The sequence below is a fragment of the Photobacterium sanctipauli genome (genome assembly GCF_003026495.1).
Taxonomy (GTDB): Bacteria; Pseudomonadota; Gammaproteobacteria; order Enterobacterales; family Vibrionaceae; genus Photobacterium; species Photobacterium sanctipauli.
Window position 1 is genome coordinate 50180 of the sequence record NZ_PYMA01000001.1, and the last position, 21293, is coordinate 71472.

A 21293-nucleotide genomic window follows, 5' to 3' on the forward strand; every position below is an offset into this window, starting at 1 on the left:
CTTTCTTGGTACTTTTTATTATTTATCTGTATAACAAACTTTCCAACACGGCCTATTACAGCAACCTTTCCATCCGCGATTTTCTGTACTGTTTGAACTTGCCGACCACTAAGCCACTGCCACGGTATATCAATAGTGAAAACAAAATCATCAGACAACCAAGCACCTTGTGGGCTGGCATCTCCTCACCGTACCACAACACACTGAGTACCACCGTCCACACGGGTTCTAATAACATGATAATGGCGGCATTCGCGGCCGTTGAATGCTTCTGACCTGATGTTTGCATTACGTAGCGGATACTGGTTGCGACCACCACACTGAGGAAGAACCACATCCAAATATCACTGCCTACCGATTCCGGTCGGGTCTCAAATAGTAGGGAGGCAATTAAGCCCATGGAGCCTGTGACAAACAGCTGTAAGCACGTTAATAACAAGGTGGGAATACGACGGGCATATTTGCCATTGAAGTTAAAATGGACTGCCAGCAAAACAGCGGATGCTAAAAACCATACCTGGCTGGCAGACGCTTGCCATCCATTCCCGCCCCCCAATGACAGCATCAATAGCCCAGCGATAGCAATAGGCAACGAAATCCAAAACAAGCGTGATGGAGCTTGCTTAAACAGCGGCCATGCCACTAACGGGACAAACAGCATGGAGAGGCTCATGATGAACGCCCCCTCTCCTAGCGTATCGCTAATTGAAATGGCATAGATCCACACCAAGAGCGCAGTTGCAAGAATACACCCGACCCCCATAGCCTTGACCATATCGCTGTTTTTTACTTGGCGAATACTGCGAAAGCAAAATGGCAATAGTAACAGCGACGCTAGAAGGAACCGCAAACCAACAAAACCAAATGCTGGTAAGCCTTGTATCGCCTCCTTGGAAAAAATCCAACCGGCAGCTGCAAGCATGGTGGTGGCTACCAATATAAAATCGGCACGTCGCTCTAGTTTCATGGTGTTCCTATAAAAAGTGCGGGTATTGTATGACAATTAATAAGTCATTATATCCTAGCCGAAGGCGAAATGGTGAATAAATGTCATTTACCGACATTTCGACTAATGGAATAAAGATGACACACATAAAAAAACTGGCCGAAGCCAGTTTTATGTAGTCTGAGTTTGCTAAGGAGCCTAAATTAATCAGGCCAGATAGCACTATTCGGTTTCACGACACATCAAACTGACTGCCAAGGTTTGAGCTAAGTACATCGAGCAGCTCAATGAGCGGAAGCCCATAATTTCGCCTTCTTGCACTTCGAAGCACACGTCCATTTTGCTGCCATGGGCGGTCATCTGGTTATCTGTAATCGCCACCACTGGTACCCCTTTTTCGTAAGCCGATTCAATCAACTCACTGGTTTCAGGCGCATAAGGTGCAAAAGTGACGGTGAACAATACGTCATTCTTATTCATTCGACGTGTCATCGGTGTCAGCATACCACCGTGGTCATCGAGCAACACCACGTTATTATCTGACTTCATCAAGGCATACCACATATAGAAGGCAACAGGGTAAGCACGGCGCATGCCTTGGATATAAATCGTGTCTGCCGCATCCATCAAGGCAACAGCACGTTCAAGCTTCTGCGGCGATACCCGCATTTGCAATTGCTCTAGCGCATCGACATTGGCTGTACCAAAATCTTCAAAAATAGCCGTTGGCGACTCGGGGCGAACTTCTTCACCCTCACGCGCTTTTCTTACTCGCTCTTTATAATCACGAGGGCGGTTCAGGTATTGGTCACGGAACAGCGCCTGCATAGAGCTGAAACCAGAAAAACCCATCGCATTAGAAAAGCGGCTTAATGTTGAAAGTGGCACATTGGCTTGCTCAGCAATAGTTGCCATCGTTTCAACAGCCACGAGCATAGGCTGAGCCATTACGAAGTCAGCAACCTGCTGTAGTCGGCCACTTAGTGTATCGTACCGCTTAACAATCAGTTCTCGTAATGTGTCTAAATCAGCAGGTACGTGTTCTGCAACTTCCATACTTCGCCGACCTCCTAGAATGCAATAATAACAATAAATTATACCCCAGCCTGAATTAAGCTGGGGTATGTTTTTTTCACGATAGTAGCTTAAAGTTGCGTATCGCTTCTTCCTTCACAAACGGCATCGCCTTCTTCATGAAGTAAATACGGTCGAACTTGTTCGGCTCTTCGTTCATAAAGTCGCGCAGGTTGTGACCTAGCGCCTGACGCAAGCAGGTACCAATGTTGAATTTAGAGACACGGGTACGTTTTAGCACCTGCATATCTTCATCACGAATGCCGCTTGTACCGTGAATCACCAATGGAATAGATACTTCGTTCGCGATTTTATCCAGCAAACCAAAGTTGATCGTACAAGTTGGTTCAGTTAAACGGTGTACGTTACCCACTGAGATTGCCACACAATCGGCACCACTTTCTTCAGCAAAGCGCGCTGCATCAGCAGGGCTAGTGTCAATGGTCTTAATGTGGTCACGACCTTCATCATAAGGGACAGAACCAATTTCACCTTCAACCGACGCGCCTAGTGCGTGGGCGACATCCGCCACTTTTCGAGTTCGCGCAATGTTCTCTTCCAGCGGTAGCTGAGATCCGTCGAACATAACCGAGCTAAAGCCAGCTTTCAATGCGCGGAATACGATCTCTTCTTCGTATGTATGATCCAGATGCAAACAGACCGGAACTGAGCTATTTTTCGCCAAGGTTAGGAACATTGCAGCGGCCGTTTCTACCCCGTAGAAATCAACAACGTCTTTGTTACAGGCCAAAATAACTGGCTTATTCACTTCCTCAGCCGCTTCAACTACTGCGCGTGCATCTTCATAGCCAAATACATTGAAACATGGGACTGAGTAATCTGACGCTGCTGCGTGCGGCAATAAATCATTTAAGTTTACGAGCATATTATTGCCCTCCGTGTTATTTGAATTTGGCGATCATGTCCTTGATGCCAGGAATAGTTTCTACTTGGTACTCATGATGCGGGTCGAAGTGCTGAATCAGTGACTTCTCTGTTTTCCCCACAATGATGGTGAAGTAGTACATCTCGTAACCCGGAGCAGCAACGCTTGGGTGGTAACCTTTATCAATGGCAATCACAGAGCCGGTACGTACGTGGTATACAGGGCCGAAGTCGTCTTCATGCTCATACAAGAACTGAGCGCCGAAACCGAAATCAGGGTTGAAGCGGAACTGGTAAACCTCTTCGTATAGCGTTTCTTTGCTACCGTCAGGCTTAACACGGTCTTCATCGTGCTTGTGAGGAGGGAAACCAGACCAACCACCCGCACCAACGGTGAACAGTTCGCTGACCAACAGGCGGCCACGGTTATCGGCATTAGATTGGCCAAGTACGTGCTTGATCTTACGGTGTGTTTTGGTGTCATCAGAACCGTACTGAACAATATCGACGTTCTCTTCTCGTACGCAGAATGGTTCTAGCGACTCTTCGAACTTACCACCGGCAATCATGACATCGGCATTTTCACTCACACATTCGATTTCAGCTTTGTAGCCCAGTGGCACATACACCGCTTCTGGGTTGCCGTCCCATACTGATTTACGCTTACCAATGTTGTCGAAAACTTCTGTTTTTTCACCGTTAGTGACTGTGATTGAACAAGTACCGCCGGCTAGCACAATAACTGACTCATAGCCTTCTACAACATGCTGATGCGACTCACCCTGTGCTAGGCGAACTTGGTTGAAATAACATAGTGGTGTTACTTCATCGTTCACATCAATGATTGGCTGGTTTTTATTATCAAATGGTGGGATATGCTTACCCATGATTCTCTCTCCTCACTGCCCTGCTTTTTCTTAGCGACATTCAGTTCAGCGTTATTATTCTTACAGTTATGTTTATTCGATGCTTTTTGAAATAAAAAAGCCGGGTCTCGATGGTTTGTACCTGTGGCAGACTGATTGAGCCATGGGCACCGACCCGGCTGACCTTAATTACCCTTGTCTCGCCGCGAAATGGCGACCATTACAGGTTTTTTTCTCTGGTCTCAATAAAGTCAAACAGTTGTTCTTTGGTTGGCATTGCTTCTGTACAGCTATTGCCGCTTACGTTAATCGCCGCAGCTGCAGTACCGTGCTTCACGCCGTCTTCCAGTTCACCACCGTTTACTAGTGTCCAAATCAGGCCACCAGCAAACGAGTCACCTGAGCCAAATGGCTTCTGGACTTCAACCCGGAAGATACCTTGTTCAAACTTGTAACCGTCGCGGCAGTAAACCTTAGAGCCATACTCACCCGCTTTAATCACAACAACCTGGGTGTTTGCTCGCAGGAAGCGCTCGGCAGTGGCATCGTCATCTTTATTGCCCGGCGCCAACACGGTTTCCATCATGTCGAACTCTTCGCGGTTACCGATAACGATGTCTGATAACCCTGCTGCGATGCCGTAGTAGATAGATGCATCCACATCGGTACGCCATGAATATGGGCGGTAGTCCACATCCAATACAACTAGCGTGTTGCTGCGACGCGCATGTTCCATTGCGATTAGGGTTGCTTCACGGCTCGGGCTTTCAGAAAGCGCGGTGCCGGTTACGACTAATACTTTCGAACTTGCGATGTACTCTGGGTCTACTTGCTCTGGCTTGATGGTCAAGTCAGACGCTTTGTTGCGGTAAATCAACACTGTACAGTCGCTTGGCTTCATCTCGGTAAACGCGACAGAAGTGCGAGAGCCCGAGTCGTCTGTCATCATGCCGTCAAGGTTGATACCTTGGCCTGACATGTACTGCTTCACATAGCCGCCGAATGCATCATCAGCGACACAACCTATAAATCCGACCTTGCCGCCTAATTTGCTCACTGCCACTGCGATGTTGGCTGCCGAGCCGCCGACGAACTTGTTGAAGCCTGAAATATCTGCCATATCCGTGTTTGATTCACGGGCGTAAAGATCTACGCCCGCACGTCCCAACACGATGGCATCCAGCTTACGGTCTTGCTGAAGTGCAATCTTTGTCATGGTCCGTTCCTATTACTTGTATTCAACCCAAGCTGCGTTTTGGTCTGCTGACTCAACGCACTTCTCACATAGGCGTACGCCTTCGATACCCGCATCGATACCTGGGAACCAGATACCTGCTAGCGCTTCTTGGTCGTCACGGTCAGCCGCATCGAACGCAAGCGCAAAGCGGTGGTATAAGTTTGCCCAAGACTCGAAGTAACCCTCAGCATGGCCACCACCAACGCGGTTAGAGGCAACGCCTGCAGCATCTTGGTGTAGGTAACCCATACCACGCTCAAGTACGCGTGCTGGTTCGCCCTGAACTTCGTAACGTAGTTGGTTTGGCTGCTCATCCCACCATTCGATTGACGCTTTAGAGCCAACGATGCGGATCTTCTGCTGGTGCATCGAGCCTGAGTTAACTGCTGATGCCCATAGAGTACCTACGGCACCCCCCTTGAATTCCATCATCACGTGCGCGTTATCTTCTAGCGGTGCACGAGACTTAATGAAGCTCTGGCGCATACAAGACAGGCGGTCAACTTCAAGGCCAGTCATAACTTCACATAGGTAGAATGCGTGAGTACCGATATCACCCAGTACGTAAGTTGGGCCAGAAACTTCTGGGCTTACACGCCACTTCAGACCTGGATCGTTTAGCTCGTATTCTTCGTTGTGGAAACCGTGAGCAAACTGCATGTTAATGACACGAATTTCACCCAGGTCGCCACGCTGAACCATTTCACGTGCCTGCTGCACCATTGGGAAGCCGGTGTAGCCGTACATCACGCCGATAACACGGTTGTTCTTCGCAGCAATAGCTTTTAGCTCTTCTGCTTCTTCGGTGGTGAAAGTGATTGGTTTTTCACAGACCACATGTAGGCTTGCTTCTAGTGCCGCTTTGCAGATTTCGTAGTGAGTAGAGTTTGGTGTTGCGATAGACACTGCCTGAATACCGTCTTCACGCTGTGCTTCTTTCTCGAACATCTCTTTGTAGTTGGCGTAGCAACGGTCGCCTTCAAGGCCCAAGTTGATACCGAAATCACGGCAACGCTCAGGATCAAGGTCGAATGCACCAGCTACCAATTTAAACAGACCATCACGCTGTGCAGCATTACGGTGCGAGTAACCAATCTGACTACCACGGCCACCACCTACCATTGCCCAACGAATCGGCTGCTCAAAATGACGTTCTTCATTAAACATAGCTTTACTCCTTGTCAGGTATCCCCACCGCTTATTACGAGAGATACCTGCGTTTCAGATATTGGAAATAATGTGTTCTTGTTTACAGAGATTCTTATTCACTAAGATGGGTTACACGCCACGACGCTGTGTTGCTCGGCCTTCTTCCCACTCAGCCACTTTCTGGGCTGTGTGGTCGTTGCGAGTGACCTCAGGCAGACCAACTTCCCACCAGCAATCACACTTAGACCATGCCGCAGGTGACACAGGGTCGATATCAACCACGATTACATAAGTACGGTCAGCTTCTTTCGCGCGGGCAAAGGCAGCGTCAAACTCATCGATTGACGTCAGTTTTTCTGAAATCGCGCCTTGTGCTTCTGCATGCTTAGCAAAGTCAACGCGAGCTAGCTCGCCATCTGGGCGGCGGCAATCTTCAAGCAGGTTGTTGAAAGACTCATTACCTGTGTTGTTCTGTAGTTTGTTGATAACCGCGAAACCGCCGTTGTCACACACCACCACAATCATCTTGTGGCCTGTTAGTACAGAAGAGTAGATATCTGAGTTCTGGATTAGGTATGAACCGTCACCAACAAGGACAACCACATCGTTGTCTGGGTTGGCAATCTTCGCGCCCCAGCCACCCGCAATCTCGTAGCCCATGCAAGAGTAACCAAAGTCGATATCGAACTTACCGATTTGGTAGTTCTGCCAGTTCATTGATAGCTCAGCCGGTAGGCCGCCTGCTGCTGTCAGTACGGTATCGCCTTCTTCCATTGACTTATTTAGCTTGCCAATCACTTCTGCGTATGAAGACATACCAGGTAGCAGCTCGCCTTCTTGCGGGTTTGTACGGCGATGAACCAAAGCTTTCCACTCATCAGCCAGTGTTTTAGCACGGCCTGACCAGTCATCTCCCGAGCGCCAGTCACCAAGAATGCCTGACAGCTTGGTCATACAACTTTTCGCATCACCCAATACTGGGTAAGACATGTGCTTAACGGCGTCGAATTTCGCGACGTTGATGCTAATAAGCTTCATTTCAGGGTTCTTAAATACCGACCATGAACCTGTGGTGAAGTCTTGCAAGCGAGTACCAATAGCCAGTACCACATCGGCATCATTGGCTAGGTAATTTGCAGAGTTAGAACCCGTTACACCGATAGGGCCAGCATTTAGCGGGTTGTCTTGTAGCATGGTTGCACGACCAGCAATGGTCTCAACAACTGGGATATTGTGCTTCGCTGCGAACTGAGCAAGCTCGTCTGTTGCTAGCGAGTAATGAACACCACCACCAGAGATGATCAGCGGCTTTTTCGCTTTGATCAGGATGTCTTTCGCTTCTTCCAGTACGATCATTTCAGGCTCTGGGCGGCGAATACGGTGTACTTTTTCTTCGAAGAATACCTCTGGGAAGTCGTAAGCCACACCTTGGATGTCTTGCGGCAGGCCAAGGAATACTGGGCCACAAGTTGCCGGGTCAAGCATGGTATCTAGTGCTTGAGGCAGCGTATGCATTAACTGAGATGGTGACAGTACACGGTCCCAGTAGCGCGTTAACGGCTTAAATGCATCATTTGAAGTTACAGACGGATCTTCAAAGTTCTCCGGCTGCTGTAAAACTGGATCCGGTAGACGGCTAACGTAAGCGTCACCAGCAATAAGTAGTAGTGGTAAACGGTTGGTGTGCGCAATGCCTGCAGCCGTTACCATGTTGGTTGCACCTGGGCCAATTGAGCTGGTTGCAATACCAATACGACGACGCTGATTTGCCTTGGCATAAGCAATGGCTGCTGTCGCCATCGACTGTTCGTTCTGACCACGCCAAGTTGGAATTTTATCTTCAATGTTTTTCAGTTGCTGGCCAAAACACGTCACATTACCGTGACCAAAGATGGCAAAGGCACTACCAAATAGCTGCTCTTTCTTTCCATCAATTTCAATCATTTGTGCTGCAAGGTATTTTGCTAGTGCTTCAGCAACAGTCAGGCGTACAGTATTCATTGTCTTCCTCAATATTCAGTACCCAAGCGGGCGTCCCAGCACCGACTGCACGTTGTCCCCTACCCCGTGCAGCCGTGGTGTTATAGGGGGGCTGGCGCCCCCGGGGTGTCCTTATTACAGGCCGTATTTAGTGGCGTAACCTGTGATGTTTTCGTAGGCAGTTTTTGCGTAAGTTAGTGGGTGCGCTTTTGCAGGATCCTGCTCAGCTTCAACCAGTAGCCAACCTTTGTAGTCACGCTCTTTCAGTGCAGCGAATACGTCGTCGTAATCAACATCGCCAGTACCAGGAACGGTGAATACACCATCAAGAACTGCGTTAAGGAATGATTTGTCTGCATCGCGAGCCGCCTTCATTACGTCTAGACGTAGATCTTTAAAGTGCATGTGGCCGATACGGTGGCCCCAGCGCTTGATCATGGTGACTGGGTTACCACCACCGTAAGTGATGTGGCCAGTGTCTAGCGTTAGGTGAACAGCATCGCCAGTCAGTTCCATCATTAGGTTGATGTCATCTTCTGTTTCACAGATGGTGCCAACGTGGTGGTGGAATGAAAGCTTGATGCCGTGCTCGTTCAGTAGGTACTCAGCCACAGTGGTTAGCTTTTCACAGTACACCTTCCACTCGTCCATGCTTAGGATGACACGCTGAGAAAGTGGTGTGTTGATATCGCCGTGAACCGTGTTGCTCACTTCACCAAATACCATTGCGTTACAACCTGCAGCCTTAAGTAGCTTGATATGTTCCTGCATTGCTGCAATTTCTTCTTCAGCTGATAGCGTCATTAGGTTGCCGCTGTACCAGCCAGAAGCTAGAACCAAACCGTGCTCTTTTAGTAGAGGAATAAGTACCTCTGGCTCGCGTGGGTATTTAGTACCAAGCTCAGTACCAGTGAAACCAGCTTCTGCCATCTCACTCAAACATGTCTCCAATGGGATTTCGCCACCGAGTTCTGGCATATCGTCATTAGTCCAAGTAAGCGGGCTGATTCCATATTGAACGTTGCTCATGTTTGTTCTCCAACTTTGTGATTATTAAATTCCGGTTTGATGTGATTGAGGACAGTCCGTAAAACTATGCTGTATTCAAATCCATGAAATTTATTTTTCAATCATCACCATTTGCTTCACTGGAAATCACTATAAACGAAAAAAACGAAATGAAAAATATTTTTCGAACGATAAACGTGTTTTTCATTTTTATGCTCGCAGTTGAAAAAAGCCAGTAAGAATGCGGCCTGCAGGCATTTTATGAGCAAGATCACAAATATTTTAATCAATTAAAAACAATGGCTTATAGTGAAAAATCAATTTGAAAAATATTTTTCGCAATTTGAGCTGGATAACATTTCTGACGAAAAGGCTTTTTCAGGTGTAGCCGGACAGGAATTGAAAGCATATGATTTGAATCACCGCCAAATGGAAAAAAATTTCCAAAGCATAATATAACTATTAAACATAATAGGCGGAAAACGATAACCGATACATATACCCTACAGTACTAGTAGTATCGGACGACTACCCAACTCAAACTTATTCGATGGTTGAGTACGAGACGGGAATCTCAACAAGGAGTAGAACATGTCACCCACTTCAGGGACTGTGTCCCATAAACATAATATTGCCTACATCGTACGAATTTGTTGTATTGCCGCACTAGGGGGGATTTTATTAGGTTACGATACCGCGGTTATTTCAGGCGCTATCGGACCAATTAGAGAGCACTTCGGACTCACCCCGGCACAAACCGGCTGGGCAGTATCAAGTGTGGTACTTGGTAGTATTATCGGTGCAGTAAGTGCTGGTTGGGCAGCGCTTCAATACGGCCGACGCAAAACCCTCTTCATTGCAGCAATCCTCTTTATTATTTCCGCTATCGGCTCTGCACTGGCTGAAACCTTTACCTTCTACGTATTACTTCGCATTGTCGGTGGTGTCGCAGTTGGTCTGGCCTGTGTTGTTTCGCCTATGTACATGTCGGAAGTTGCACCAAAAGACTTCCGTGGTCGTGCCGTCAGTATGTTCCAGCAATCTGCTGTTATCGGCCAGACCGGTGTATTTTATGTTAACTACCTGATTGCTAAGGGTATGTCAGAAGCTTGGTTGGTTGATTTAGGTTGGCGTTGGATGCTTGGCTCAGAAGTCATTCCTGCCGCGCTATTTGCAATGCTACTGTTCTTGATCCCTGAGTCGCCACGCTGGCTGGTACTTAAAGGCCAACTGGGCAAAGCAAAAGAGACGCTATCTCGCATTTCTAACCCAGAACACGCCGATCGCCTGATTGGTGAAATCCAAGACTCGCTGGTTGACTCACGCTCTGCAGGTAAGAGCAAAGTTAGCCTACGTTCACCGCTTCTGTTCGCAATCCTAGTCATTGGTACCTTTGTTGCCGCCGCCCAGCAGCTAACCGGTATCAACGTTATCATGTACTACACACCTGAAATCTTGAAGCCTATTACAGGTAGTACAGAAAACGCCCTATTCCAGACCACATTCGTCGGTATCGTATTTATCCTAGGTAACGCACTAGGTATGTACCTGATTGATAAAGTTGGCCGCCTACCACTGATGAAATACGGTACGTTTGGCTGTGCGGTAGGTATGACTGTTGTGGGCTATGTGCTGTACACCGGTACTGAAGGCTATGCTGCGCTATTCGCTCTGTGTCTATATGTTGTTTCCTACGCAACATCTTGGGGCTGTGCATGTTGGACGATGATTTCTGAAATCTTCCCGAACAGCATCCGCTCTCGTGCAATGGCAATCGCGGTTGGTGCTCAGTGGTTCACTGGCTTTATCGTCACGCAGTCCTTCCCGATGCTAAACGAAAACGCCTTCCTAAAAGAGCACTTCAACGGCGCATTCAGCTTCTGGCTATTTGCAGCCCTATCGCTAATCTGTATGTTCGTGGTAGTGAAATACGTTCCTGAAACAAAAGGTGTTAGCCTTGAGAAGATGGAAGAAGCGATGGCTAAGAAATTGGGCAAAAAGGTACCTGCTAAAACTGCAGCAGCCACCGCTTAATTTAAATAACTAAAACAGCAGGCTTTCTTTAATTAATAAGGAAGCCTGCTTTTGCATTATCAGGAACTTTTGACCATCAGGAATAAATAATGCTCGATAAAATGGCCTTCTTTGTGTATGTCATCCGCACTGGCTCTATTTCAGCTGCGGCACGTAAGTTCAATATTTCTGTATCGGCAGGTAGTCGCTGGTTGCAGGATCTTGAACAGAGCTTTGGTATTACCCTATGTCGCCGCACCAATCGCTTGCTAACTGCAACACCTGCAGGTCAAAAGTTGGTTGACGAATTTTCACCGCTGGTCGATAACGCCGAGCAGCTATGCCGCACCATGCAAGATTACCAAGAGCACGATAAAGGCCACATCAACATTGCATGTACGCCTGTATACGCCAATAACTACTTGATGGACAAAATAAGCAATTACTTAATTGACCACCCAGAAGTGACTTTCAATGTGAATGTGACGCCTTGGGCGCTTGATCACGCCAGCGATGCAGACTTGGTGATCAGTGCCAACGCCTGCTACCAAGGCTACCGAGAAAAAGATCTTCACCTTGTACGTCGGGAGCTGATGCAAAGCCCATTTATCACGGTGGCCTCGCCTGATTATTTAGCCAGAAACCCAGCCCCAACACTGCCGAACGAAGTTGCCCGTCATCAATGCCTATTCGCTACTACCCTCACCGGCAGCAATGATTGGATTTTCAAAAAGCAGGGTGAAACCCAGATGGTCAAAGTGCCGAAGTCGCTGGAGGTCAATGACAGCGACCTGTTGTTACAAGCCGCCCTTAATGGCGCAGGTATAGCCTACCTGCCGAGTTTCATCGTTGAAAAATATTTATCATCGGGGGAGTTGGTGTCACTTCTGGACGATTATGAAACCAGCATTTGGAGCCTTAACCTCTATTACCACCCGCCAGCCAAGGCGTCAGCGGTTGCCAGCCACTTCAAGGCATTCTTACTGAACTAGATAGCCGAAACCTGGAACCTGGAACCTGGAACCTGAATAGCATTCATGCCAGCAAAGCAGTGATATACCTACAATGCCTGCTCCACAGCCACGGTCTATAACCCTACTGCTTTGTTGGCGACCATTTCGCCAACGCTTTGATATCAACCGGGCGACTGTGATAAAACCCTTGGCTATAATCTACCCCTAAACTACTGACAAAATTAAGCTGTTCGCTGGTTTCTACCCCTTCAGCCACAATCGCCAATTTCAGTACCTTCGCAATACTTACAATGTGCTCAACGAGCTTTTGGCCCAGTGACTCTTGTTCAGCCTGCCAGATAAAACTTTTATCAATCTTTAAAGCATCGATTTTTAATTCACGCAGCCCATCAAAATTAGAAAATCCAGTGCCAAAATCATCAATGGCAACTTTAAACCCTAGGGTACGCAACTGCCTCACCCCTTCGCTCAACGCAGGCAAATCGTTAATTTTCTGCTCAGTCAATTCGATGGTAAAGGTAGAAAAGTGGCAAAGCGACAAATGCTGTTTAAACACCTGCAAGATACGACCAGAAGCAATGTCATCCGGAAAAGCATTAATTGAAATGCGGTATCGCCCGAGTAAGCCGTTTTCCGTCAAATCCTTGATCACTGTTTTGATCACCGCTTCGGTCAGCTCGATGGTTTGGTTATTTTTTTCAACTTGCTGAACAAACTGGCAGGTAGAGATGTAGCGACCATTAATGGTTTTCCATCGGCACAACGCCTCAGCACCCGCCATTTGCTGAGTGTCCAAGTCAATAATCGGCTGGTACCTCACCTGCAGCTGCTTGCCATTGATGCCGTAAAACACTTGCCGCGAAAGGCTATACATAGATTGATGCAGGCGTAAGCCCAGCTGGGTAAACAACCAGAAGAAAATCACGAAAAAAGACGAAAGAAAAATAACCGCAGCAGGCTCTGTTTTAAAGTAACTAAGCACATTCACGCCAATGACTTTACATTCCGATGGGCGAGTGCAATCTAGGTAATTCCAGTAACCATCTTCAAACCACCGTTTACCGGTTACGAGCTCGAACGGGTGTTCAGGCTTATATTCAATGGTGCCGTAGTTATAAGTGATTTTGCCATCGACAAGGCCAAAGGTTCGGTATTTTAGCCATGGTATTGCCGGGCGGCTTTGAGCCTGTTGATAATCGAGAAACGCGATGAAAGGGCCAGCTTGTACCGTTATCCCTTTCTCTTCACCATCAAATAGCGGGATCGGCTGCTGTAAAGTCACCGTCACATCATCTGCCGTCACCCAGCTGGCTGGCTCAACCTTCATTGGCGTCTGAAGTTTTCCACTATCTGAAGTACAAGTTATATTACCATCCCGAACATAGCCGATAGTGGTAAGAAACTTGGCGTGATAATCAAACTTCTTCATTTGGTGAATCAGCTTTTCATTACAATCCAGCCCTTTCGGATACATTGAATTCAACGCGACCAAACTGATTTCGATATCATGGTTAAAGCCATCACTTAGGCTGTCTAGCTGTTCAATCAAGGTATGTTTGTGATTGCCCCACCCGTTATCTAACACAATAAAAACCAATGGGAAGAAAAGGAAGGACGCGAGTACCCACATTACAATCAGTAGTTGGTATTTTTTTAAGTAAATGGGTGTTTTCCGCATTGTTCTATCGCGCACTTGCTGGTGAAGCGCAGCATATTACTGCAATCAGCCATACCATTCACGCCTTTTATGCTGGTCTAACTAGTATCACCTGTACAGATATGATTGCATTTTTTACAGATGCTTCACGAAGCATGAATTAACTTATTGCGGACAAAAGAAAATTCCAATTTTGTGATAGTAACGAGCACTTAATCCCAAGACTTAGCGCACTATAGCAGTTGGCTATTTTTTTAGTGAGTAAACCATGACTGTGACGTATAACCACCTCGACCAAGCTGTCGGCTATCCCATGCCTGAATGGCATGGCGCACAGCCCCCTGCTGCATTAACTATAGACGGCCAATATTGCCGGCTTGAGCCGCTAAGTTGCCGCCAGCATGGCGATGATCTCTTCGAGGCATTCCAACTCGATACCGATAACCGCACTTGGACTTATCTGTTCATGGGACCGTTTGATAACCAAGCAGACTTTAACCAGTAGCTAGAGAGTATCGAGAATAAACATGACCCTGTATTTTTCGCCATTATTGACCCCGCCAGTAATAAAGCGATTGGCGTGGTTTCTTACATGCGCATCGATCCTAAAAATGGCGTAATAGAAGTCGGCAACCTCATCTTTTCACCTTTGCTGAAGCAAACCCCTATCGCCACCGAAACCATGCATTTGTTAATCAAGCATGCCTTTGAAGGTCTCGGCTATCGGCGCTGCGAATGGAAGTGCGATTCACTCAATGCCCCCTCGCGCCGCGCAGCAGAGCGCTTAGGGTTTAGTTTCGAGGGGCTATTTCGACAAGCTATCGTTTATAACGGACGCAATCGCGATACCTCTTGGTACGCCATCATAGATAAGGATTGGCAGTCAATCTCTCAAGCACACCAGAGATGGTTATCCAGCGATAATTTTGATCAAAATGGAAAGCAGAAACTGCGCCTCAGTGATCTCACCGCACAAGTCATTACAGATGCCATGACATGAACAACAGGCTCTATTTAGTCATAGAGCCTGTTTGTTTAAATTAAAATGGCGAACGGCTATTCACTTCAGTAAATCGCTGGTAAAGCTCTGCCACCTCAACGGGGTTGAATATTTCGCTGTAGGTAAGTTCACTTAGGCGATGGGTAATGTTCTGCAACTCATGGGAACGCTGCTGGGCGCGGTGCTGGTAGCGTGCAAACGCGGCAGGTACATCATAGAAATTAGATGCCAAGCTTTGGGCAAGAATAAACGCGTTTTCGATGCCTAGACTAAAGCCAATTCCCATCGTGGGTAGCACTGCACAACAAGCATCGCCTAGCAGTACGACATTATCACGTGACCAATTATCGAAAGGTGCGACATCGACTAATGGTGAAGGCATGATTTGTTCTTCAGGCGTTTGCTTAATCATTTCAAGCAAATACGGTGAGTAACCATTGAACTTAGCTAGTATAGACGCCTTATCTAGCTTTTCACCTGGCTCAACAGCGCATGCCGCAAACCAGTATTTGCCGTGCGTTGCCCTATCATAGGTATAAGTAACGATACGTGAATGTAATCCAGCAAACACGTAACATGCTTCATCACTGATACCAGGGTGTTCATAATCCACGATGCCGCGACAACAATACACGTTAGGTTGGCGCAGATTCACCTCTGGGGCTACAAACTTCCTGACCTGAGAAAACACACCATCGACACCCACAATAACGTCTGCCTCGAGCGGCTTCCCGTTAATCAGTACCGTGTCATTTTCAACAGTACAATGCTGCTCTGTACGAATATTGCTTTCGCCATAGGCATTTAATAATAATTGATACAGATCGCTGCGATGGAATAAGCCAATCTCGGCATTGACTTTACTGCCCGCCTCTCGCATAGAGAGCTGGTTAAGCACTTCAGAAGTAAAAGTCGCCGTGGTAATGACATCGACGGTATTACCAATCGCCTTCACCTTCGCAGCATCAGTCAGTGCTGCGAGTACCTGCATTCCCTCGGGCCACATAATGATGCCTGTACCGTCAATACGGGGCTTGTCAGACTTTTCATATACTGTAGCTTCAATGCCAAACATCCTAAGTGACAATGCTAGCGCTAAACCATTCAGTCCAGCGCCAACAATGGCCACATTGAGCGACTTCTTATCCATTACCTTCACCAAGTGTTATTAGTATTTTGCGCTAAGGTAACAGTAAGTTAGACAGTTTAATACACTAAGGTATGATTTTCTGGTCAAAGATCGCTATGAAGCAGTGACAATCTGTTCTCTATCAAGACAGTGGGCGGTACGGTTCTTCTCGTACACCGTGTGATAACACTAATTTAATCATGTAAATCGGTGCCAACCATTCAAGCCCAACAGGCGCAGTAAAGACGACTTGCCCCACCATCAAAGAAAGCATCACAATCAACAGCGCGACTGGGCGGTGCAGATACAGCGGCAAGAAATGAATAACGACTATCGACACCATCATTATGCTGTACCAAAAGAATGCGTAACTCCAGGCCACATCAAAGCAGAGCGGTGCGGCGAAAATTTGAATATGGATCAAAGGAAACAAAAACTTACTTCTAACGAGCTTTGCCAGCCATGTTAATTCCATAGCTTGGTTAGAATGCAAGAATCGCTTCATTGAACCCAATGAGTTAGTGATAACCCCACCCACCATATCAAGCACAAGGACACTTGCTACCACTAACTGCAATAGGCTCCAGTCAAGGCTATGCCAAGAAAGGAAGTACATCAGTGCCGGCGCTAAAAATGCCGCATAGTTTGCCAGCATACTTTCTGCTCGGGTCGCACCATAGCCAGTTGTGAAGTTGAACTTCCCCTCACAACGCCAATCGATAGGGGCATCTTTCATCATATTGTCACTTAATTTCATTGTTTCATCCTACATGTCTACTTTTGAAGCCATACACCCTCCCGCCTTGAAAATTGAGATTAGGTGTAAAACATCTTTTTTGGACCACTTGGTCTAAAACAATATAGATCAGCAAATCCTGAGCCGTTAATCCTTTTTAGACCGAACGGTCTAAAATAAAATCAAGCTAGACATGCACGGCCAACTTGCATATAGTCCGATCGGTCTAAAATAGGAGAAGCAAATGCCAAAGATCATTGACCATGATGCATACCGACAAGAACTGGCAACTAAAGCCATCGATGTGTTTATTGAACATGGCTACCATGGTTTAGGCATGCGAGGTATCGCAGATGCTATCGGTGTCTCCAAAAGCGCCCTGTACCACTACTTTCCAAGCAAGCAGGAGCTTTTTGCCGCCTCTACTGCTCTCATCACCCAACCTCGTGGTATTTACGGCACGTCAGAAGACACACAAGTGCCTGTAACGAAAGATGAATCAGTCAAAGCTATGCTAGATACGCTGTACCAACGGTTTCAGGGAGAAATGCTGCTACTGCTGGATTACATTCGTGGAAAAACAACCAGTGATATCGCCAGCGATCCACTAATGAAATTGGCAAACCAGCAGTATCTAAACGAACTAAAAAACAGTGTGGGTGATAGCAGTGCAAATCAGGCTTATGCACTCATGCTTGGTGGGTTATTGATGAGATTGTTTGATGGCAACCAGACAGAAATTGATGAAGTCGCCGCTTGGATCACGTCACTGCCAAGCGATCCTAACACCTAGTTAGAAATCAAATGCTATTACAGATTGAATACTATTTTAGGTTGAATTCTGTTTTGGCTAAAGAACATAGCAGATTGAATTCTATGGCAGGAGGTAGTTAAGTACCTCCCGTCACTTCTTATGCTTTTTCTATCAAGGCATCATGACCTGAGTATATTATTGCGACTGACTATCTTCTAAGTCTTTCATATATTTCCGATAAGCTGGTGCGGTGTACCCAGTCCATTTCTTAAATGCACGGTTGAAATTACTCAAGTCGTCGTAACCTACCCGCCAAGCAACTTCTTGAGCACTCAATTCTGGCTCCTTTAATAATTCAATCGCTAAGTCACGCCTTGCAGCATCGTGCATTTCCCGAAAGGTCATTCCCTCTGCAATTAAGTTTCTTTGCAACGTGCGAGATGTCATACCTAATAGTTGGGCAAACCACTCGATGTTAAACCACGGCAGTGGTGCATAGGTTTGAATTAAGCTATTCACCGACTCATGCCAATTGACTTTCAATGCCTGCTCAGGAATTTGGTGAAAGTCATTGGGTAGTGGCACCGTCATCGCACCGAAAGATTGACCAAACTCAATCTACGTTTTTCTAAAACTTTCAGGTAATTTATTGGCATTCGCATCGGTTGAAACTAACTTGGCCTTTTCCGGCTGCCAAAAACCTTCGATAAATCGACGGCAAAAATTCACCATGGTTAGCGTTCGAAACCACTCTGCTTGCTCAAAGCCTGGCGTTTGTTCGCGATAAGCACTGCGGTGGCATAACCACCATTGGCCATCAATCCATTCCGTCCAAATTATGACATGGTTACTTAGCTTGGTAATTTCGCTAGACAGTAACTGCACCCCCTCAGCCAAGGATTGGCAGCTTAGGCTCTTTTTATCAAACTCTGGTGATAACTGACGAATTGTCACGAACCTGCCAATTTCAATACCAACAAGATAACCATACCGACGCTCTAACCCATATAGAAAAAGCATCAGATCCTTAGTCGGTAGCCAATGCTGCTTGATCATTACCTCAACCGGTAAGTTGCACTCAGCGGCAACGCCCTTCCAGTCCAAACCATTTTTTTCACAATACTCAATATATGGCCGTATGTTGCCAGCAGAGGATAAGAGAATATCAGTCGTAGAGGATGTAGATTTCATATTATTTGGTCGTGCTATGCATACTTTCTTATATATAGAGATTATATATTAATCGAGTACCTCACCCACAGCTTGTTTAAGCTCATAATCCTGCTCTTATGTCGCCAACTGACCTATCTGATGTCGCCAAGTGACCTACCCCAGAAAACGCGTTGTTTTAACCTTGCTGCCGCTAAAGCAAGGAAGCTCGGCAAAATAAAACATTGATGTTACTTACATTAAATAAATGTGTTCTCTTTACTTGGCAGCACGAAATGAATAAACAATTATGTACACTACTTCTCGGTGTGCTTTCTTTGGGCGTTAACGCCCAACAGTATGAAAGTACAGATCTCGAGAACCTCTACCAATTAGCACTGCAGAATGACTCGCTACTCAATATTGCCGTTCTCACCGAACAGCAATCAGGCTATGCGATTGATGGTCAAAAAGGTCAGCTGCTTCCCCAGATCAACGCCTACTTTAATGCCACCGCTTTCTTTGATTCAGATGAGATTGAATCAACTTATGGCGGTAGCGGCACCATGGGGAATGTTGGCATTAATCTACGACAAGCGATCTATACGCCGGCGGTCCAAGCTGGTATTGCTATTGCGGATAAAAATAACGAAAGCGCCTCGGTACTTGTTACCAAAGCACATGAGGCACTTATTTACCGCACCACCAAAGCCTATTTTGATGTCCTGAGTACCAAGTCATTATTAGATAATGCCAAGGCGAATGAAAAAGCACTTATCGAGTACCTCGAGATCACGCAGCGCCGCAACAAAGCCGGTATTTCTTCTGAGATAGACTTGCTGCAAGCCCAAGCTCGCCGTGATCAGTCGGAAGTGGCTGTTATCAATGCAGAAACGGCATACCAATTATCGTTAGATTCGCTGCAAACCCTGTCTGGCCATGAGTTTGCGAAGGTTCAGCCGTTAAAGGTAAATAGTTTCTCGCCACAACTCCCTGTTTCAAATACGGGTGCTTCTTGGCTAGATGCCGCGATGAAAAACAACCGCGATATCCAACTTGCGGGTATTACGATTGAAAAATCCAAGCTAGAAGTCACCCGCGCCCAAGCCGGTCACAAGCCGCAGCTTTCTTTGGTTGCAAGGCTAAACCAGCGTTTTAACGGCGATGTTGAATCGACAGCAACAGGTTTGCCTATTGAAGCAAATGAAAGCCTGACTTCTGGTGAAGTGGCCTTGGTCATGAATGTGCCAATCTACAGCGGCTCTACCCTTTCTGCCTTCGTTGATATTGCCAACACCGAATTGGATATTGCTTATCAAATCCAAGAAGAGTCCCGACGCCAAACCTACCAAAACGTCAGGTTTGCAGTAAGGCAAGCGGAATCAGCCAAGATGCAAATCGATGCGTTTGAAAAAACCGTGAGCTCCCAGAGCAAAGCGTTGGTTTCAGTTCAGCGTGGGTACGAGCTTGGCGCAAGAAACATGAGTGAAGTGCTGGATGCGACCCGTGATTACTACGCATCAGAGTCTGAGCTGTTCAACGCTTACTTCACCTTTATTGAAAGTGCCCTACTCATCAAATTCTTAGCTGGTGAAATTTCTGAGCAAGACATCACTGCGCTGAACGCCAGTATTGTAAATACAAAAACAATTCAAAATACAAAAGTCAACGAGGTAACAAATGGCTAAAAAAGTCCACGCATTGTGCATTATCGCAATGGCAGTATCAGGCGCAGTTAGTGCACAAGGTGTTGCGGTAAATGCTATCGAGGCCCAATTAACAAGTGTTAACCCAACAAGAAACTATGTGGCCAAGTTTGAACCTCAAGCCCACACCCAAATTACACCGCGGGTGACAGGCTATATTGTTAAACAAAAAGCAGAAGATGGCGCCTTGGTTGCCAAAGGCGATGTGCTATTTAAGCTTGATGATACGATTTACCGTCACAACCATAATCTTGCACAAGCCAATGTCAACCAAGCCAAGGCAGGCCATAGAAGTGCAGAGCTTCACTACGATCGTGTTGTACAACTGCAAGGGCCAGGTGGCTCAACGCAGTCAGATTTAGAGCTTGCTCAGTCCCAACTAGATTCAGCTAAAGCGGCCCTGAGTGCAGCTGAAGTGAATGTTGAAAAAGCAGCCTACGATCTGGCTTCAACGGTGGTTGTTGCCCCCTATGATGGCAAGTTAGGCAAAGCACGTTTCTCCGAAGGTGATTTGGTTTCACCTGCCACTGGTGCCTTGACGGATATTGTTCAACTTTCGCCAATGAACGTAACGTTCAATATGGATTACAACGCTTACAAAGCGTATGGCTTGAATAATCCTGAAAGTCAGAGCGTACGTCTACGAGACACCAATACGCCAACGCAAGTTAACTATGTCGCCAACAAGGTGAACCCAACTGCGGGCACGATTCAGATCTCGGCAAGCTTTGATAATAGTGAATATGACTTCAAACCACATAAAGTTACCCACGTTACCGTCGAACATGCCGAACCACAGCAAGGATTTTGGATTCCAGAATCGGCCTTGGTTCAGGATCTCACAATCCAATATGTCTATGTAATCAACGAACACAACAGCACCGCCCTTCGTCGTGACATTAAAATCACACAGCGCGATCAAGGCCGTGTATTTGTGACTGAAGGCATTGAGGATGGCAACCAAGTAATTACCGATGGACTGATGCGTGTTCGTCCTAACGCATTTGTTCACGTGCAAAAAGAGAAGTAA

General features: G+C 46.7%; 21 protein-coding genes. 8 read left to right on the forward strand and 13 right to left on the reverse strand.

Annotation, left to right across the window (positions count from 1 at the left end; translation table 11 throughout):
* Nucleotides 1-55: 55 nt before the first annotated feature.
* The 8 genes from C9I98_RS00235 to iolE form a co-directional block, all read right to left on the reverse strand.
* Complete coding sequence (locus C9I98_RS00235; protein WP_107271418.1) at nt 56-967, reverse strand: DMT family transporter; 912 nt, start codon at nt 965-967, stop codon at nt 56-58.
* Nucleotides 968-1168: 201 nt separating this feature from the next.
* Nucleotides 1169-2002, reverse strand: coding sequence for a MurR/RpiR family transcriptional regulator (locus C9I98_RS00240; protein ID WP_036817293.1), 834 nt, complete (start codon nt 2000-2002; stop codon nt 1169-1171).
* Nucleotides 2003-2078: 76 nt separating this feature from the next.
* Nucleotides 2079-2906, reverse strand: a complete 828-nt coding sequence (locus C9I98_RS00245) for a class II fructose-bisphosphate aldolase (protein WP_036817291.1) — start codon at nt 2904-2906, stop codon at nt 2079-2081.
* A 16-nt stretch (nt 2907-2922) separates the two neighbouring features.
* Nucleotides 2923-3792: a 5-deoxy-glucuronate isomerase gene (locus C9I98_RS00250; RefSeq protein ID WP_036817289.1), complete on the reverse strand. Its 870-nt coding sequence runs from the start codon at nt 3790-3792 to the stop codon at nt 2923-2925.
* Between the two features lie 199 nt (nt 3793-3991).
* Nucleotides 3992-4987: a 5-dehydro-2-deoxygluconokinase gene (iolC, locus tag C9I98_RS00255; RefSeq protein WP_036817287.1), complete on the reverse strand. Its 996-nt coding sequence runs from the start codon at nt 4985-4987 to the stop codon at nt 3992-3994.
* A 12-nt stretch (nt 4988-4999) separates the two neighbouring features.
* Entirely contained in the window at nt 5000-6175 is a 1176-nt protein-coding gene (locus tag C9I98_RS00260) for a Gfo/Idh/MocA family protein (RefSeq protein WP_036817284.1), read from the reverse strand.
* A gap of 111 nt (nt 6176-6286) precedes the next feature.
* On the reverse strand, nt 6287-8158 hold the full coding sequence (gene iolD / locus C9I98_RS00265; RefSeq protein ID WP_036817282.1) for a 3D-(3,5/4)-trihydroxycyclohexane-1,2-dione acylhydrolase (decyclizing): 1872 nt from the start codon (nt 8156-8158) through the stop codon (nt 6287-6289).
* Nucleotides 8159-8272: 114 nt separating this feature from the next.
* On the reverse strand, nt 8273-9166 hold the full coding sequence (gene iolE, locus C9I98_RS00270; protein WP_036817279.1) for a myo-inosose-2 dehydratase: 894 nt from the start codon (nt 9164-9166) through the stop codon (nt 8273-8275).
* 288 nt (nt 9167-9454) lie between these two features.
* Here iolE and C9I98_RS26470 point away from each other — a divergent pair, with 288 nt between their 5' ends.
* The 3 genes from C9I98_RS26470 (at nt 9455) to C9I98_RS00280 (ending at nt 12150) form a co-directional block, all read left to right on the forward strand.
* Nucleotides 9455-9604 (forward strand): hypothetical protein, encoded by a 150-nt coding sequence (locus C9I98_RS26470; RefSeq protein ID WP_158262644.1) that lies wholly within the window; start codon nt 9455-9457, stop codon nt 9602-9604.
* 132 nt (nt 9605-9736) lie between these two features.
* Complete coding sequence (locus tag C9I98_RS00275) at nt 9737-11179, forward strand: sugar porter family MFS transporter (RefSeq protein ID WP_107271419.1); 1443 nt, start codon at nt 9737-9739, stop codon at nt 11177-11179.
* Nucleotides 11180-11268: 89 nt separating this feature from the next.
* Complete coding sequence (locus tag C9I98_RS00280) at nt 11269-12150, forward strand: LysR family transcriptional regulator (RefSeq protein ID WP_036818344.1); 882 nt, start codon at nt 11269-11271, stop codon at nt 12148-12150.
* A 103-nt stretch (nt 12151-12253) separates the two neighbouring features.
* Here the strand turns inward: C9I98_RS00280 and C9I98_RS00285 are convergent, their stop codons facing one another.
* Nucleotides 12254-13717, reverse strand: coding sequence for an EAL domain-containing protein (locus C9I98_RS00285; protein WP_158262645.1), 1464 nt, complete (start codon nt 13715-13717; stop codon nt 12254-12256).
* A 340-nt stretch (nt 13718-14057) separates the two neighbouring features.
* Here C9I98_RS00285 and C9I98_RS26690 point away from each other — a divergent pair, with 340 nt between their 5' ends.
* Nucleotides 14058-14294 (forward strand): hypothetical protein, encoded by a 237-nt coding sequence (locus C9I98_RS26690; RefSeq protein WP_211318289.1) that lies wholly within the window; start codon nt 14058-14060, stop codon nt 14292-14294.
* Nucleotides 14295-14303: 9 nt separating this feature from the next.
* The gene (locus C9I98_RS00290) at nt 14304-14789 is read left to right on the forward strand and encodes a GNAT family N-acetyltransferase (RefSeq protein ID WP_211318297.1); all 486 of its coding nucleotides are present in this window, start codon (nt 14304-14306) and stop codon (nt 14787-14789) included.
* 40 nt (nt 14790-14829) lie between these two features.
* Here C9I98_RS00290 and C9I98_RS00295 read toward each other — a convergent pair whose 3' ends face one another.
* On the reverse strand, nt 14830-15939 hold the full coding sequence (locus tag C9I98_RS00295) for an FAD-dependent monooxygenase (RefSeq protein ID WP_036818342.1): 1110 nt from the start codon (nt 15937-15939) through the stop codon (nt 14830-14832).
* 121 nt (nt 15940-16060) lie between these two features.
* Nucleotides 16061-16675, reverse strand: coding sequence for a hypothetical protein (locus C9I98_RS00300; protein ID WP_036818340.1), 615 nt, complete (start codon nt 16673-16675; stop codon nt 16061-16063).
* Nucleotides 16676-16898: 223 nt separating this feature from the next.
* Between C9I98_RS00300 and C9I98_RS00305 the strand changes: the two genes are divergently transcribed.
* Nucleotides 16899-17447 (forward strand): TetR/AcrR family transcriptional regulator, encoded by a 549-nt coding sequence (locus C9I98_RS00305; protein ID WP_036818338.1) that lies wholly within the window; start codon nt 16899-16901, stop codon nt 17445-17447.
* A gap of 156 nt (nt 17448-17603) precedes the next feature.
* Here the strand turns inward: C9I98_RS00305 and C9I98_RS26755 are convergent, their stop codons facing one another.
* On the reverse strand, nt 17604-17999 hold the full coding sequence (locus tag C9I98_RS26755; protein WP_245907059.1) for a helix-turn-helix domain-containing protein: 396 nt from the start codon (nt 17997-17999) through the stop codon (nt 17604-17606).
* Between the two features lie 27 nt (nt 18000-18026).
* Nucleotides 18027-18599, reverse strand: coding sequence for a hypothetical protein (locus C9I98_RS26760; protein WP_245907060.1), 573 nt, complete (start codon nt 18597-18599; stop codon nt 18027-18029).
* Between the two features lie 254 nt (nt 18600-18853).
* On the opposite strand from C9I98_RS26760, the gene C9I98_RS00315 reads away from it, so the two are divergent.
* Nucleotides 18854-20245 carry a TolC family protein gene (locus C9I98_RS00315; protein WP_051902153.1) on the forward strand — a complete coding sequence of 464 codons (1392 nt, stop codon included), beginning with the start codon at nt 18854-18856 and terminating at the stop codon, nt 20243-20245.
* Nucleotides 20238-21293 (forward strand): efflux RND transporter periplasmic adaptor subunit, encoded by a 1056-nt coding sequence (locus tag C9I98_RS00320; RefSeq protein ID WP_036821674.1) that lies wholly within the window; start codon nt 20238-20240, stop codon nt 21291-21293. Before C9I98_RS00315 ends, C9I98_RS00320 begins: the two co-directional genes overlap by 8 nt.

Excerpts from the sequence above, each read along its gene's own strand:
- C9I98_RS00235 (WP_107271418.1), bottom strand. The coding sequence starts at position 967 with ATGAAACTAGAGCGACGTGCCGATTTTATATTGGTAGCCACCACCATG.
- C9I98_RS00240 (WP_036817293.1), bottom strand. The coding sequence starts at position 2,002 with ATGGAAGTTGCAGAACACGTACCTGCTGATTTAGACACATTACGAGAA.
- C9I98_RS00245 (WP_036817291.1), bottom strand. The coding sequence starts at position 2,906 with ATGCTCGTAAACTTAAATGATTTATTGCCGCACGCAGCAGCGTCAGAT.
- C9I98_RS00250 (WP_036817289.1), bottom strand. The coding sequence starts at position 3,792 with ATGGGTAAGCATATCCCACCATTTGATAATAAAAACCAGCCAATCATT.
- iolC (WP_036817287.1), bottom strand. The coding sequence starts at position 4,987 with ATGACAAAGATTGCACTTCAGCAAGACCGTAAGCTGGATGCCATCGTG.
- C9I98_RS00260 (WP_036817284.1), bottom strand. The coding sequence starts at position 6,175 with ATGTTTAATGAAGAACGTCATTTTGAGCAGCCGATTCGTTGGGCAATG.
- iolD (WP_036817282.1), bottom strand. The coding sequence starts at position 8,158 with ATGAATACTGTACGCCTGACTGTTGCTGAAGCACTAGCAAAATACCTT.
- iolE (WP_036817279.1), bottom strand. The coding sequence starts at position 9,166 with ATGAGCAACGTTCAATATGGAATCAGCCCGCTTACTTGGACTAATGAC.
- C9I98_RS00275 (WP_107271419.1), top strand. The coding sequence starts at position 9,737 with ATGTCACCCACTTCAGGGACTGTGTCCCATAAACATAATATTGCCTAC.
- C9I98_RS00280 (WP_036818344.1), top strand. The coding sequence starts at position 11,269 with ATGCTCGATAAAATGGCCTTCTTTGTGTATGTCATCCGCACTGGCTCT.
- C9I98_RS26690 (WP_211318289.1), top strand. The coding sequence starts at position 14,058 with ATGACTGTGACGTATAACCACCTCGACCAAGCTGTCGGCTATCCCATG.
- C9I98_RS00295 (WP_036818342.1), bottom strand. The coding sequence starts at position 15,939 with ATGGATAAGAAGTCGCTCAATGTGGCCATTGTTGGCGCTGGACTGAAT.
- C9I98_RS00300 (WP_036818340.1), bottom strand. The coding sequence starts at position 16,675 with ATGAAATTAAGTGACAATATGATGAAAGATGCCCCTATCGATTGGCGT.
- C9I98_RS00305 (WP_036818338.1), top strand. The coding sequence starts at position 16,899 with ATGCCAAAGATCATTGACCATGATGCATACCGACAAGAACTGGCAACT.
- C9I98_RS26755 (WP_245907059.1), bottom strand. The coding sequence starts at position 17,999 with ATGACGGTGCCACTACCCAATGACTTTCACCAAATTCCTGAGCAGGCA.
- C9I98_RS26760 (WP_245907060.1), bottom strand. The coding sequence starts at position 18,599 with ATGAAATCTACATCCTCTACGACTGATATTCTCTTATCCTCTGCTGGC.
- C9I98_RS00315 (WP_051902153.1), top strand. The coding sequence starts at position 18,854 with ATGAATAAACAATTATGTACACTACTTCTCGGTGTGCTTTCTTTGGGC.
- C9I98_RS00320 (WP_036821674.1), top strand. The coding sequence starts at position 20,238 with ATGGCTAAAAAAGTCCACGCATTGTGCATTATCGCAATGGCAGTATCA.